This is a genomic window from Microbispora hainanensis, from assembly GCF_006874475.1.
Lineage (GTDB): Bacteria > Actinomycetota > Actinomycetes > Streptosporangiales > Streptosporangiaceae > Microbispora > Microbispora hainanensis.
Genome location: NZ_VIRM01000059.1, coordinates 18,047 through 31,631, shown reverse-complemented (window position 1 = coordinate 31,631; position 13,585 = coordinate 18,047). Strand labels below are relative to the sequence as shown.

At 72.6% G+C, this 13,585-nt stretch carries 11 protein-coding genes; 5 read left to right on the top strand and 6 right to left on the bottom strand.

Annotation, left to right across the window (positions count from 1 at the left end; genetic code table 11):
- Window positions 1-5 precede the first annotated feature (5 nt).
- On the top strand, window positions 6-1,190 hold the full coding sequence (locus FLX08_RS33815) for a sensor histidine kinase (RefSeq protein ID WP_142624328.1): 1,185 nt from the start codon (window positions 6-8) through the stop codon (window positions 1,188-1,190).
- Entirely contained in the window at window positions 1,187-1,849 is a 663-nt protein-coding gene (locus FLX08_RS33810; RefSeq protein WP_142624327.1) for a response regulator, read from the top strand. The genes FLX08_RS33815 and FLX08_RS33810 overlap by 4 nt, the downstream gene beginning before the upstream one ends.
- Here the strand turns inward: FLX08_RS33810 and FLX08_RS33805 are convergent.
- Entirely contained in the window at window positions 1,789-2,499 is a 711-nt protein-coding gene (locus FLX08_RS33805; RefSeq protein ID WP_142624326.1) for a hypothetical protein, read from the bottom strand. The genes FLX08_RS33810 and FLX08_RS33805 overlap by 61 nt on opposite strands.
- A gap of 173 nt (window positions 2,500-2,672) precedes the next feature.
- Between FLX08_RS33805 and FLX08_RS33800 the strand changes: the two genes are divergently transcribed.
- The 3 genes from FLX08_RS33800 to FLX08_RS33790 all read left to right on the top strand — a co-directional run bounded on the left by FLX08_RS33800 (window position 2,673) and on the right by FLX08_RS33790 (window position 6,625).
- Window positions 2,673-4,763 (top strand): DUF6421 family protein, encoded by a 2,091-nt coding sequence (locus FLX08_RS33800; RefSeq protein ID WP_142624325.1) that lies wholly within the window; start codon window positions 2,673-2,675, stop codon window positions 4,761-4,763.
- Between the two features lie 52 nt (window positions 4,764-4,815).
- Window positions 4,816-5,469, top strand: a complete 654-nt coding sequence (locus FLX08_RS33795) for an SDR family NAD(P)-dependent oxidoreductase (protein WP_142624324.1) — start codon at window positions 4,816-4,818, stop codon at window positions 5,467-5,469.
- A 64-nt stretch (window positions 5,470-5,533) separates the two neighbouring features.
- Window positions 5,534-6,625 (top strand): threonine aldolase family protein, encoded by a 1,092-nt coding sequence (locus FLX08_RS33790; RefSeq protein ID WP_142624323.1) that lies wholly within the window; start codon window positions 5,534-5,536, stop codon window positions 6,623-6,625.
- Window positions 6,626-6,782: 157 nt separating this feature from the next.
- Here the strand turns inward: FLX08_RS33790 and FLX08_RS33785 are convergent, their stop codons facing one another.
- From FLX08_RS33785 to FLX08_RS33765, 5 genes are all read right to left on the bottom strand, one after another.
- Window positions 6,783-8,417 (bottom strand): PucR family transcriptional regulator, encoded by a 1,635-nt coding sequence (locus FLX08_RS33785; RefSeq protein WP_208761821.1) that lies wholly within the window; start codon window positions 8,415-8,417, stop codon window positions 6,783-6,785.
- Between the two features lie 114 nt (window positions 8,418-8,531).
- The gene (locus FLX08_RS33780; protein ID WP_244313093.1) at window positions 8,532-9,383 is read right to left on the bottom strand and encodes a GNAT family N-acetyltransferase; all 852 of its coding nucleotides are present in this window, start codon (window positions 9,381-9,383) and stop codon (window positions 8,532-8,534) included.
- Between the two features lie 73 nt (window positions 9,384-9,456).
- Window positions 9,457-10,848, bottom strand: a complete 1,392-nt coding sequence (locus tag FLX08_RS33775; protein ID WP_142624321.1) for a serine hydrolase domain-containing protein — start codon at window positions 10,846-10,848, stop codon at window positions 9,457-9,459.
- A complete protein-coding gene (locus tag FLX08_RS33770; RefSeq protein ID WP_142624320.1) occupies window positions 10,845-11,687 on the bottom strand; it encodes an ABC transporter ATP-binding protein in 843 nt (280 codons plus the stop codon). The genes FLX08_RS33775 and FLX08_RS33770 overlap by 4 nt, the downstream gene beginning before the upstream one ends.
- Window positions 11,684-13,585, bottom strand: a complete 1,902-nt coding sequence (locus FLX08_RS33765; RefSeq protein WP_142624319.1) for a dipeptide/oligopeptide/nickel ABC transporter permease/ATP-binding protein — start codon at window positions 13,583-13,585, stop codon at window positions 11,684-11,686. The genes FLX08_RS33770 and FLX08_RS33765 overlap by 4 nt, the downstream gene beginning before the upstream one ends.

Here is a 13,585-nt window from a genome sequence, read left to right as displayed (position 1 = left end):
CGCGCATGCGCACGTCCCCCCTCCGCTCGGTTCCCCGCGTCGACCTCCTGATCGGCCTCGCGATCATAGCGCTGGGCACGCTTGAGGCGTTCACGGACGCCATGGACTACGGCGCGGCCCGCAGTCCCGAGCTGTGGTGGGTCGGGCAGGCGCTGGTCACCGGCGTCCTGGTCTGGTATCGCCGCAGGGCTCCCGTGGCGGTCTTCATCCTCATGATCCTCGCGCAGTACGCCTGGCACCGGCAGGGCAACGAGTCATGCCCGGTCTGGCAGCTCGCCGCGCTGCTCATCGTCTTCCACACGATCGGCGCCCACCTGTCGGTCAGGCACGGCGGCGCCTGGGCGCTCGCGGGCATCCTGATCTTCGACTCGGGTGCCGTCGACCACCGGTTCCTGCCGTTCCAGGAGGCCGTCTTCCTCACCGTGATGTTCGGCTCGGCCTACCTCACGGGACTGGCGCTGCGCGGCTACCTCCTGCGGGCGCACCGGATGAGCGAGCGGGCGGCGCGGCTGGAGCTGGAGCGGGAACGCCGGGCCGCCGAAGCCGTCGCCGCCGAGCGCAACCGGATCGCCAGGGAGCTGCACGACGTGGTGGCCCACAGCGTGAGCATGATGGTCATGCAGGCGGGGATCCTGCGCCGCCGGATGGGCGCATCGCAGGAAGGCGGCCCCTCCCTGGAGGCCGAGATGCTCGGCGGCATCGAGCAGGCGGGCCGGGAGGCGGTCGAGGAGCTGCGGATCATGCTCGGCGCCCTGCGGATGCCTCAGGACGAGGCGCTGCCCCAGCCGGGGCTCGACATGGTGTCCAACCTCATCTCGACGGTGGGGTCCTCCGGGCTGCGCGCCACCCTGGAGGTCGAGGGCGACGCCGTACGGCTCGCGCCCGGTCTCGACCTGTCGGCCTACCGGATCGTGCAGGAGGCGCTCACGAACGCGGTCAAGTACGCCGGGGACGCCGACGTGCGCATCCGGATCGCCTATCGCCCCGACCGGCTGGAGCTGGAGATCACCGATAATGGCGGGGGCGCCGGACCGGCGCTGTCCACCGGCAACGGGCTCATCGGCATGCGTGAGCGGGCCGAGCTGTTCGGCGGCTCCCTGGACGCCGGGCCGCTGCCGGAGGGCGGTTATCGCGTCCGCGCGAGGCTGCCGATCTCCCAGGGAGTGCCGATGAGCGAGGCCGCGAAGTGACCGTGCGCATCGTCCTCGCCGACGACCAGGCGATGATCCGGGCCGGCCTGCGCATGGTGGTCGAGAGCGAGCCGGGGATGGAGATCGTGGGCGAGGCCGCCGACGGCGCCGAGGCGGTCGCCCTGGCCCGCCGGGTGCGGCCCGACATCGTGCTCATGGACATCTCGATGCCGCGCATGGACGGGCTCACCGCGGCCAGGCAGCTGCTCGACGCGCCGCATCCGCCCAAGGTCATCATGCTGACGACGTTCGACACCGACGAGAACCTCTACGCCGCGCTGCGCGCGGGCACCAGCGGCTTCCTGCTGAAGGTGTCGCCGCCGGAGCAGCTCGTGGAGGCCATCAGGGTCGTCGCCGCGGGTGACGGCCTGCTCGACCCCGCCGTCACCACGCGGGTGATCGCCTCCTTCGCGGGCCGGCACGAGCCGGTGCGGCCGCCGCAGCTCGCCGAGCTCACCCCGCGCGAGCTGGAGGTGCTGCGGATGCTCGCCCGGGGCCTCACCAACGCCGAGATCGCCAAGGAGCTCTTCGTCGGCGAGGCCACGGTCAAGACCCACGTCGCCCGCGTGCTCATGAAGCTGAACCTGCGCGACCGCGCTCAGGCGGTCGTGTTCGCGTACGAGTCGGGCGTGGTGACGCCGGGGTCGGCGCTCGGGTAGTACGACGCCCACTCGGCGTTCGTCATGCGCAGCACCGTGAGGCCGAGGTAGCCGAGCACCAGGAGGTTGCCGGCGCTCCAGACCAGGCTGATCGGGCCATACTCCACGGTGTTCGGCAGGATCCAGACGAGGATCCCGAGGACGGGCATCCACCAGCGGACGATACCGGCCCGGGTGAGCCCCGCCAGGAGCAGCAGCAGGCCGAGCGGGCCGAGGAACACCCACGGCATCTGGAACCCGAAGACCACCCCGGGCAGGTTGTAGACCTCGTCGAACAGCTTCTCCGCCTGCTCGGGCGGATAGTGCCGCCCCATCCACCACTCGACCGGGTCGCCCATCAGCAGCGCCGAGACGTTGAGGAAGCCGAGCGCGGTGAGCACGCCGCCGAGGTGCCCGAGCACCGTTCCCCGGCGGCTCGTCAGGCGCATCAGGCCGAGCGCGGCCGGCGGCAGCAGCAGCCAGCTCCAGTGGTAAAGGGCCGACTGGAGCTGGGCCAGGGCCGGGTTGTCGCCGTAGCTGACCGCCTCGCGCGAGTCGCCCCAGGTGCCGGGGTCGACCAGGGTGGCGGCGAGCTGGAGCAGCGGCGAGGCGATCAGCGTGAGGCCGATCGCCGATCGGCGGAAGTCCGTGGCGTCGGACGGTTTGAGCATCGATCTTTCCCTTCGGGTCCTTCTTCCTACGGCCGGTGACGGTAGGTGAGCGACCCCTGGGGACTCGTCCGCCGCTCGGGTGATCCCTCCTCACCCGCTAGAGCGACTTATCGCTGCAAGGTGAGCTATGTGTATATTTTCCGGAAGAAGGCTCACACTACGGGAGATTTTTCATGAAGGCGTTCCCGGCGGTCCTGTTCGACGAGGCGCACAGCGAGGCATGGACGATCCGGCGAGAGGTCGCCGAGGCCATGAATCCCGCCCACCCCGACGACAACAGCTACGCGGAGGCCGCCGGGGCGCTGCGGCGGCTCGGCCACACGGTGCGCGCGCACACCGACGGCCCGATCACCCCGGCCGTGCTGGACGGGTGTGACGTCTTCGTGGTCGCGCACCCCTCGGCCGAGCGCTGGGAGCGCACCACCGGGGTCGGCAGCCCCGTCTTCGCCGCCGAGGAGATCGACGCGCTCGAGGCGTACGTCGCGGGCGGCGGCGGGCTGATCGTGCTGGCCGAGCACGAGCAGGAGAAGTACGGCAGCAACCTGGGCGAGCTGCTCGCCCGGTTCGGGGTGACGGTCGAGCACGCGACCGTCCAGGACCCCGGCAACTGCCACAACAGCGTGGCCACCTGGGTCCTCGGCGTGCCCGCCGCGCAGGCCGTGACCGAGCCGGGCGGCGTGGCCCAGGACCTGCTGGCCCAGGTCGGGCGGGCCTGCTTCTACCGCGCGGGCACGCTCGGCGTGCCGGCCGGGGCGAGCGTCCTGTTCACGACCTCCGGGTCCGCCGACCCCGCGGACGCCCCGCTCGTCGCCGCCGTACGGCACGGCAAGGGCCGCGTGGTCGTCCTGGCCGACTCCGACCTGTTCGGCGACGACTCGATCCGCGACTACGACCACGAGAAGCTGTGGGGCAACCTGGTGACCTGGGCGGCCCGCGTGCCCGAGGCGTCCGGCGCCGCCCGCGCCTCCCGTCCCGAGGTGGCGGAGGAGTTCGCCCGGCTGAAGGACGCAGTGGAGCGGCTGCGCCCCCTCCAGGCCAAGGACGGCTCGGTCACCGGCGACCACGACGAGGCCGTGGCGTGCATCAGCGAGATCGTCGACGGCGTCGCCCGGCTCGCGCCGCACTTCCCGCACGACGCCGAGTATCTCGACGCGGTGATGAAGGACTTCCGCGCGTGGGTGGCGGCCGGGCTCGGCAAGCCGGACTTCCTCGACTCGCTGAACCTGTTCCACCCCGACGCCCAGCGGATCGACGGCCTGGAGCACCTGGTCGTCTTCCCGATGTACACCCAGAACGGCAACCCCAACCGGAACGTCGAGGCGGTCTGGATCCGGGTCGTGTGGCCCGACTGGCTGGCCGAGCTGGAGGCGGGCGGCTACGACAACCCGATGTTCGTGCCGATCACTTTCGTCGACTTCACCTCCGGCTACGACACCAACTCGGCCGTGCTGTTCCCCGAGACCGTGGTCGTGCGCCAGACCCCGCCGCGCTTCACCTGGGGCGGCATCTTCTGCGACCGCGAGGCCGCCCGGTTCCGCCGGGTCAGCGAGGCCGCCGCGGCGACGCTCAAGCTGGAGCTGCCGCCGGACGCCGCCCGGCTGCTGGCGTCGCAGGACCTCGCCCAGGACACGTTCGTGCTGTGGGACCTCGTCCACGACCGCACGCACAGCCACGGCGACCTGCCGTTCGACCCGTTCATGATCAAGCAGCGCATGCCCTACTGGCTCTACAGCCTGGAGGAGCTGCGCTGCGACCTCACGGCGTACGGCGAGGCCGTGAAGCTGGAGGCCGCGGGGGTGCCGCACGCGCGGTACGTGCAGTACGCCATCCTGTTCGACCGGCTGTTCCGCTTCCCGATCACCGGTGAGCGGGTGCGCAACTACGACGGGCTCGGCGGTCAGCTGCTGTTCGCCTACCTGCACCGGCAGGGCATCGTGCGGTGGACCGACAACCGGCTCAGCATCGACTGGTCGCGGGTCGCCGACGGCGTCGCCGACCTGCGCGGCGAGGTGGAGAAGCTCTACCGCGACGGCATCGACCGGTCCAAGCGGGCCCACTGGCTCGCCGCGCACGAGCTGGTCGCGACGTACGTCGAGCCCGACCCGGCCTCGGTCTGGAAGCAGGGCGTGCACGCGCTGCCCACCGAGCAGAAGGCCATGGTCGACGCCGTGCTGCCCGACGAGTTTCCCCTGAGCATGTTCTACGAGGCCCTGCGCCGTAAGCTCACCGACGTGGTGGAGTCGACCCGGGGCATCCGGGCGTGAGCGCGGACCACGTGGAGCGCGATCGCGTGGGCGAGATCGGGAGGGACGTGCGATGAGCAGGGTGATCGTGGTCACGGGGGCGGGCGGCCCGGCCGGCCGCGCGGTCGTCGGGAAGTTCGCCGAGCTGGGCGACACGGTCATCGGCGTGGACAAGTCCGGCGCCGAGGGGTGTCTGGCCGTCGACCTGCTCGACCGGGACGCGGTACGCGCCCTGGCCGAGCGGGTGCGGGCCGAGCACGGCCGGGTGGACGGCGTCGTCCACCTGGTCGGCGGCTGGCGCGGGTCGAAGACCTTCGCCGGCACCTCGCTCGACGACTGGGACCTGCTGCACGACCTGCTGATCAGGACCCTGCAGCACGTGTCGCTGGAGTTCGAGCCGCTGCTGCGGGAGAGCCCGAACGGCCGTTTCGTGATCGTGTCGGCACGGGCCGCCCAGAAGCCGACGCAGGGCGGCGCGGCGTACGCGGCCGCCAAGGCCGCCGCGGAGGCGTGGACGCTGTCGCTGGCCGACGCGCTGAAGGACACCTCGGCCGCCGCGGTGGTCGTGGTGGTCAACGCATTGGTGCACGATGAGATGAGGGCCGCGAATCCGGACAAGCCATACCGGACCTTCACCGACGTGAAGGACCTGGCGACGACGATCGCGGGCCTGTGGGACGAGGAGCCGGCTGCCGTCAACGGCCGCAGGATCGACCTCGTGCCCTGATCTACGCTGCTCGATCCGGGCCCGCCGTCCGGCCTGACCGGCCGGCCGCGGGCCCGAAACCGCGATGGGGAGACATCTCGTGACAACCGATGCCGTACGCCGGCACGACCCGGCGAGCCGGACGTTCGCCAGTGACAACTACGCGGGGGTGCACCCCGAGGTCCTGGAGGCGATCGCCCTCGCCAACGGAGGACACCAGACCTCCTACGGCGACGACGTCTACACCGAGGCGGCCCGGGGCGTCTTCCGCAGGCACTTCGGCGAGCAGGCCGAGGTGTTCCCCGTGTTCAACGGCACGGCCGCCAACGTCGTGTCGCTGCGCTCGATGTGCGCCCACTGGGAGGCCGTGGTCTGCCCCGAGACCGCGCACATCAACACCGACGAGGGCGGCGCGCCCGAGGTCACCGGCGGGCTGAAGCTGCTGACCGTGCCGACGCCGGACGGCAAGCTCACGCCGGAGCTCATCGACCGGCAGGCGCGGGGGTTCGGCGACGTGCACCACGCGCAGCCCCGGGCCGTGTCGATCTCCAACGCGACCGAGCTGGGCACGCTCTACACGCCGGCCGAGATCAAGGCGATCTGCGACCACGCCCACGAGCTGGGGATGTTCGTCCACCTCGACGGGTCGCGGATCACCAACGCCGCCGCCGCCCTGGACGTGCCGCTGCGCGCGCTGACCACGGACGCGGGGGTCGACGTGCTGTCGTTCGGAGGCACCAAGATCGGCCTGCTGCTGGGCGAGGTCGTCGTCGTGCTCAACCCGGAGGCGTCGCGGGGCCTGCCCTACCTGCGCAAGACGAGCATGCAGCTCGCCTCGAAGATGCGCTTCGTGTCGGTGCAGTTCGAAGCCCTGCTCGGGGGCGACCTGTGGCTGCGCAACGCCCGCCAGGCCAACGCGATGGCCCGGCGGCTGGCGGACGCCGTACGCGACCTGCCCGGGGTGAGCGTGCCGCGCCCGGTCGAGGCCAACGCGGTCTTCGCGGTGCTGCCGGCCGACGTGGCCGACCGGCTGCGCAAGCGGTTCCGGTTCTACAACTGGGACGACCAGATCGGCGGGGGCATGGTCGAGGTGCGGTGGATGTGCGCCTTCGACACCACCGAGGCCGACGTGGACGCGTTCGCCGCGGCGCTGGCCGAGGAGCTGCGCGCCTCGTAGCGCGTCGTCAGGCCGGCCTTTCGCTCCTCCGGCCCGCCGGGATCGGCTTGCCGGAGGAGCCGGCCTCGGTGGCGCGCGTGGTGACACGCGCGCTGGCACACGCGTTGTGGCGCACGGTGGTGGCGCACGCGTAGTGGCTCAGGCGTTTTGACACAGGTCAGCGCGGCGCCAGGATGCGCAGTTGCAGCATCGCCGCGAACCGTTGCTCCGGATCGTCCAGGTCGATCTCGCCCACCTCGGCGACGCGCCTGAGGCGGTAGCGCAGCGTGTTGGGGTGGATGAACAGCGCGCTCGCCGCCTTGCCCACGTCGCCGAGGGCGTCGAGCCAGGCCTCCAGCGATTCGACGAGCCCGGCGTTGTGCCGCTCGTCATACTCCATCAGGCGGGCGATCGCGCCGGCCGGCCGCTCGTCGCGCGCCGCCGCGAGGTCGCGCAGCTCCAGGACCAGGGCGAGCGTCTGAACGTCGTCGAGCCGGGCCACCCGCAGGTTGGTGTGGCCCTCGCGCATCACCCGGAGCACCCGGTCGGCCCGGGCCCTTCCCTGGACGATCCCGCTGATGTCCGATCCCGCGGAGGCGACCGCCACGAACGCGCGGAGGCTCCCGCCGACCCGCTCCACGAAGTCGGCGGCGAGCCGGACGGCCCGCTGTTCCGGGCCGCCGGTCGAGACGACCACGGGCAGCAGGCCATAGACGGTGCCGCCGACGGCCGCCACCGCGGACGACGGCACGGTCACCGACAGATGCGCCGACAGCGCGTCCGCGAGCCGTTCGAGCCGGGCCGATCTGGCCTGGTCCGCACCGGTGTGGTCGTCGTCGGCCGGCAGGCCCGCGCCCACGACGACGAGACGGCGGCCGGACAGGCCGAGCCGCGCGAGGGCGTCCCGCGCCCCGGCGCCCCCTTCCAGGACGGTCCCGATGAGGTCGGTGCGCAGCCTCCGCTGGACGTCGGCGCCGGCCCGGATCCGCAGCAGATGCAGCGCGACCAGCTTCGAGGCGTCGAGCAGCGCCTCCGTACGCTCCTCGTCGACGTCGCCGTCCATGGCCGCCCAGATCGAGCCGAGCACCTCGTCTCCGGCGCGTACGGCGATGGCGACGCGTTGCACCGTGATCGCGTCGTATCCCAGGTCCTGCGGCTTGACGACGACCGGCCACGGGTAGCGGTAGAGGTCCCGGAAGACGCCGAGCTCCGTCAGCCGCGTGGCGTACCGCTCGGGCACCTGCCGGCCGATGACCGTCTCCACCCGCGAGGCGTCCGCCTCGTCCTGGCGCCCGGAGAAGGCGAGCACCCGGGAGTTGCGGTCCTCGATGGTGATGGGCGCGTCGAGGAGCGCGGCCACGGCGTTGGCCACGGCGAACAGGTCGCCGGACGGGAGACCCCCGAGCGACTCCTGCCCGTCGACTCCGATGTCCCCTTCGGCGAGCACCGAGCGGATGAGCGCGGTGAGCTGTGCCCACGTGGCGCCCCGGCGCAGCCCGATCAGGGCCACGCCGCTCGCGAGGACCGCCTCCCGCAGCTCCGGTGTCACGGCGACCGGGGCCCGGACGACGAGACCCACCGTGTCGTGGTCACCGAGCGAGCGGAGCAGCCGGCCCAGCGTGCCACCGGCCGGGTCGACCCCGACGCCCAGCACGAGCGAGCGCGGCGGAAGCACGGGTTCGTCGAGCGGGTCGAAGATGACGAGCCCGCTGATCTCTCCCGGGTGGTCGACGTCGCCGGCGACCAGTTCGAGCAGCGTGGTGCCGAGGTCGTCCAGCACACGACCGAGGCTGGCACGCGGACGCCGGCTCACGCCCGGAAGTATAGGCCGCCGGTCCGGGGTGCGATCCGATCGGCCGATGAGCGGAGGGGGATCCATTCGGCTCGGCATCCGGGAGAAGCGCTCAGCGGCCGGGGCGGCGCGGTGTCATGACGTGTCTCCTTGAGGCCCGTCTCCTTCAGGCCCGTCTCCTTCAGGCCCGTCTCCTTCAGGCAGGGGGAGCTCGACGAGGTAGCCGAGCGTGAGGTCGAAGTCGACGACGCGGCCGCCGGAGGCCATCAGCGGCTCCAGCTCGCCGCGCAGCCGGCGGCGCCAGGCCACCGCGGCGGCCGTGTCGCCGGCCCGGAGCGCCTCGATGTCGGCCGGAGCCGCCACCCTCCTGCTCCACGGGCCGCCGGCCGGGCGTTCGTACGGCGCTCCCGCGCAGGCGGCGAGGACACGCGGCGAGAGCAGCTCCCAGTGGACCAGAAGCCGGTCGGTGTCGTCGCCGCCGTTGACGGCGTCGTGCATCGCGCCGTAGAAGTTCGGCAGATACGCCACCGGGAGCGCCCCCAGCTTGACGATGTTGAAGTAGGCGTTGCGGCCCACCAGCGGATCGAAGGTCCACTCGATCGTGCCGATGCCGCGGGCGAGCGCCCACGCGCGCTGGTGCAGCTTGAGCGCCGTCCCGACGCCGCGGCCGGCCAGCCCCGGCGCCACCCCCGCGATGTGGCTGTGCAGGGTGCGCGCCGCCGGCTCCGCGTGGAAGCCGATGCAGACGCCGACGAGCCGGTCTCCGTCATAGGCGCCGGCGACGTAGTTGCCCGCCATCGTCAGGGCGCGGAGGAACTCGACGGTGATCAACGGGTTCTCCGGCCGGCCCCAGATCCCGACGAGCAGGTCGATCACGGCGTGGGCCTCGTCGAGGTCCCGGAGCTCCCGGATCGCCACTCCCGCCTTCGCCGCCCATCTCGCCGCGTGCTCCGCCGCGACGCCGAGGGAGGATGCCTCGATGCTCACGCCTCGTCCTCCAGCGGTCCGGCGGCCGGGATCGCGTCGAGGCCGGGGGAGCCATGCGAAGTGCCGGGCACGGTCAGCCGTGCTTCCTGGGGGTCGCGCGAGCGCCGTAGTGGACGTACTCCTCGCCCGTGGGCAGCGAGTAGAACCGCACCGGCGCCCACGTCTCCATCCCCTCGGGCCGTACGGCGTAGACGCCCTGCCCGGCCGGGATCATCTCGTAGGTCTCGACAGGGTCCTCGAGCTCGGCCAGCGGGCCCATCACCGTGACGCGCAGGACCGGCTTGCCCTCGTCCTCCAGCACCTCCATGCGCACCGACTCGCGCTCGTACGTGCCGGCGTACGGCGTCACGTCGGCCGTCCCCGGCTCGGCGGGCGGCTCGAACGGCTCGGGCAGGCTCACACCGGTGAGCTCGGTGAAGATCTCGTCGTAGAGGTTCGCGTAGAGATCGCGGGTGTGGCCGCCGTTCGTGTTGAGCGCGACCGCGACGCCGGCCTCCGGCAGGACGCGCAGGAACGCCGCCTGGCCGACCGTGTTGCCGTCATGGCCGTAGGCCCGGTGGCCCCGCCAGTCGCACCGGAACCAGCCCAGGCCCCACGAGTCGCCGAGCAGGTCCTTCTCGGGGCAGTCGGCCTGGAAGGCCGACATCGCCGTGACGCTCTCCTCCGACAGCACGCGGGTGCCGTCGGCGGCGAGCCCGCCGGTCAGGTGCATCCGGGCGAAGGCGAGCACGTCGGTGACGGTCGCCGTGATCAGGCCGGCCGGGCCGACCGCGCGGGGCAGTCCGCCCCACACCGGCGCGACCACCGGCTCCTCGCCGCCCTTGAGATGGCCCATCGCGTGGGCGAAGACCATGGCCTCCTCGGGCAGGGTCGTGGTGTGGGTGAGGCCGAGCGGGGCGAACAGCCGCTCCCTGATCGCCTGGTCCCAGGTCTTGCCGGTGACGACCTCGATGATCCGGCCGAGCACCGAGTAGCCCGCGTTGCAGTAGGACCAGGTGGCGCCGACGGGGTGGTTCTGCGCGCCGTCGGCCAGCAGCGCGACGTACTTCTCCAGCGCGTCGTCACCCCGGCCGGTGTCGGTGAACACGTCGCCGTCGATGCCGCTGGTGTGGGTGAGCAGGTGCCAGACGGTCACGGCCGCGGTCGTCTCCGGCTCGCGCAGCCGGAACTCCGGAAGGACCTCCACGACCGGGGTGTCGAGGGCGAACCTGCCCTCGTCGACGAGCTGCATGACGACGGTCGCCGTCCACACCTTGGAGATCGAGCCGATCTGCCACACCGAGTCGGTGGTGGCCGGCTGGCCGGTGCCGGCGTGCAGCACGCCCGTGGCGGCGGTGACGAGCTCGTCGTCCCCGCCGTCGGCGCCGAGCCGGAGAATGCCCAGCTGGGCGCCCGGCACTCCGTGCTTGGCGGCGAGCTCGTCGAGCCGGCTCTGCCAGTGCTGCTGGTCGATGGTGGTGGTCACGTGTGCTCCTTCGGGGTGGGGGAGAGGATGCCGTTCCTGTTTTCCGCGGACGCCTGGTTTCCAACGGACGCCTGGTTCCCCGCGGACGCCCGGTCTCCCGCGGACGCCCGGTGTGCGGCTCCGGGAACGGCGGCGAGGAGATGGCGCGTGTACTCGTGCTGTGGCGAACCGAGCACCTGGGTGGTGGGGCCGTGCTCGACGATCTCTCCGTCGTACATCACGGCGACGCGGTCGGCGACGTAGCGGACGACCGCCAGGTTGTGGGAGATGAACAGCATGGACAGGTCCAGTTCCCGCCGCATCTCGCGGACGAGGTTGAGCACGGCGCCCTGCACGGAGACATCGAGCGCCGAGGTGATCTCGTCGGCGAGGATGACCTCGGGCCGGGCGGCCAGGGCGCGGGCCAGCGCGACACGCTGGCGCTGGCCGCCGGACAGCCGGCCGGGGCGGTCGCCGGCGCGCGCCGCGTCCAGGTGGACCAGCGCGAGCAGACGCGTGATCTCCGCTCGCCGGGCCTGCTTGCCGAGGCGCTCCCGCATGGCCTCGGCGATGCTCTCGCCCACGGTCATGCGCGGGTCGAGCGAGGAGTAGGGATCCTGGAAGACCATCTGCACCGGGCGCGCGCGCCCTCGGGTCGGCACCGGCCGATCGTCCAGCAGGATCCGGCCGCCCGCCAGGGGCGCCAGGCCCACGGCGGCCCGGGCCAGGGTCGACTTTCCCGACCCCGACTCGCCGACGAGGCCGACGATCTCGCCGTGGGCGATGTCGAGGCTGACGCCCTTCAGCACCGTGTGCGAGCCGTAGCGTACGGAGACGTCGCGGAAGCTGAGGACGGTCATGCGGTCACCTCCGCGGTGTCGGGAAGCGCCTGCCCGGCCTTGTGGCACGCGACGCGGTTGCCCGCCGCGTCGGCCCGGAGCGGGGGATCGGCCGTGCGGCAGTGGTCGTCGGCGAGTGGGCAGCGGGCCGCGAAGGCGCAGCCGTCCGGAATCCGGGAGGGATCGACCGGCAGCCCGGGAATGACGGCGAGCGGCCTGGTCAGGTCGGTCTCCATGTCGGGCACGGCCGCGACGAGCGCGCGCGTGTACGGGTGCCGGGCGAGCGTCCGGAGGTCCCGCGCCGGAAGTTCCTCGACGATGCGGCCGGCGTACATCACCAGCACCCGGTCGCACACGTCGGTCACGACCGAGACGTCGTGGCTGATGAGCAGGAGGGCGGCGCCGGTGTCGCGGCGCACCTCGGTGAGGAGTTCGAGGACCTGCCGCTGCACGGTGACGTCGAGAGCGGTGGTCGGCTCGTCGGCGATGATGAGCCGCGGAGTCCCCATGAGGCCCATGCCGATCATCGCCCGCTGGCGCATCCCCCCGGAGAACTCGAAGGGATACTGCCGCGCGCGCCGTTCGGGATCGCGGACCCTGACCGCGCGGAGGCGGTCGACCGCACGGGCGAGGGCCGCCCTGCGGCTCAGGCCCTGGTGGAAGCGGCTCACCTCGGCCAGTTGCGGACCGACCCGGTGCACCGGGTTGAAGGACGTCATGGGGTCCTGGAAGACGACGGCCAGCGACGTGCCGAGGCGCTTGCGCCGTGCCGCGGAGTCGCCGCCGGCCATGAGGTCCTCGCCCGCGAAGACCAGGTGGTTCGCCTCGACGCGGATCGGCTCCTCGATGAGCCGGGCCAGGGCCAGCGCCGTCATGGACTTGCCCGAGCCGGACTCGCCGACGACGCCGACCGCTTCGCCGTCCCGGACGGCGAAGCCGACGCCCCGCACCGCCCGGATCGGCCGCTGGGCACCGGGAATCGTCACCCGCAGGTCGTCCACCGACAGGATCGTGCCGGCGTCGGTGGAGGCCGTCGTGGCCCCCGAACCGCGGGCCTCGGCGGCGGCGTTCCGCACCTGGCGCAGCCGCGCCACGCCGGGGATCACGTCGACGCCGAAGGCGGCCGCGAACGCCTCACCCGTGAGGTTGAACGCGAGGCCCGCGAGGACGACGGCGATGCCCGGCCCGAGCGCGGCGAGAGGGTGGACGTAGATGCCGTTGAGCCCGTCCTGCATGAGCCTGCCCCAGTCGTAGGACGGAGCCTGCACGCCCAGCCCCAGGAACGAGAGCCCGGCGAACGTCAGCAGCGCCCCGCCCGCGGCCATCGTCGCGTTGACGATGAGCGGCTCGGCGATGTTCGGCAGCGCGTGGCGGCGCAGGATGCGCCATCTGCTCACGCCCGCGATGCGGGCCGCGGCGATGTAGTCACGCGCCGAGATGCCGGCGATGAGCGTGTGACACAGCCGGGCGAACGCGGGCGCTCCGGCCAGGCCCACCGCGAGCGCCGCGCCTCGCGCGCCGACGCCGAAGACGACGGCGAAGAACAGCACGAGCAGCAGGCCGGGGAAGGCCACCAGCACGCTGACGGCCCCCGTGACGAGCCGGCCCGCGCGCCGCCCGGCCAGCAGGGGCGCGGCGCCCAGGACGATGCCCAGCGCCACGCTGATGCCCGTCGAGGCGAGTGCCAGCGCGACCGAGAGCCTGGTGGCCACCAGCACCCGGAAGAAGAGGTCCCGGCCGAGGTTGTCGGTGCCGATCCAATGCTCCGCCGAGGGCCCGGCGAGCAGGTTGCCCGTGTCGACGACCGTCGCCCGCCCGTCCCACAGGACCGGGCCGAACACGGCCACCAGCAGGACGAGGACGAGGAGGCCGAATCCGGCCAGGCCGACGGGCCTGAGCAGGACACGTGCCGCGCGCAT

Coding starts and splice junctions, on each gene's coding strand:
- FLX08_RS33815 (WP_142624328.1), top strand. CDS start 6: ATGCGCACGTCCCCCCTCCGCTCGGTTCCCCGCGTCGACCTCCTGATC.
- FLX08_RS33805 (WP_142624326.1), bottom strand. CDS start 2,499: ATGCTCAAACCGTCCGACGCCACGGACTTCCGCCGATCGGCGATCGGC.
- FLX08_RS33800 (WP_142624325.1), top strand. CDS start 2,673: ATGAAGGCGTTCCCGGCGGTCCTGTTCGACGAGGCGCACAGCGAGGCA.
- FLX08_RS33795 (WP_142624324.1), top strand. CDS start 4,816: ATGAGCAGGGTGATCGTGGTCACGGGGGCGGGCGGCCCGGCCGGCCGC.
- FLX08_RS33790 (WP_142624323.1), top strand. CDS start 5,534: ATGGGGAGACATCTCGTGACAACCGATGCCGTACGCCGGCACGACCCG.
- FLX08_RS33770 (WP_142624320.1), bottom strand. CDS start 11,687: ATGACCGTCCTCAGCTTCCGCGACGTCTCCGTACGCTACGGCTCGCAC.
- FLX08_RS33765 (WP_142624319.1), bottom strand. CDS start 13,585: ATGCGCGCGGCACGTGTCCTGCTCAGGCCCGTCGGCCTGGCCGGATTC.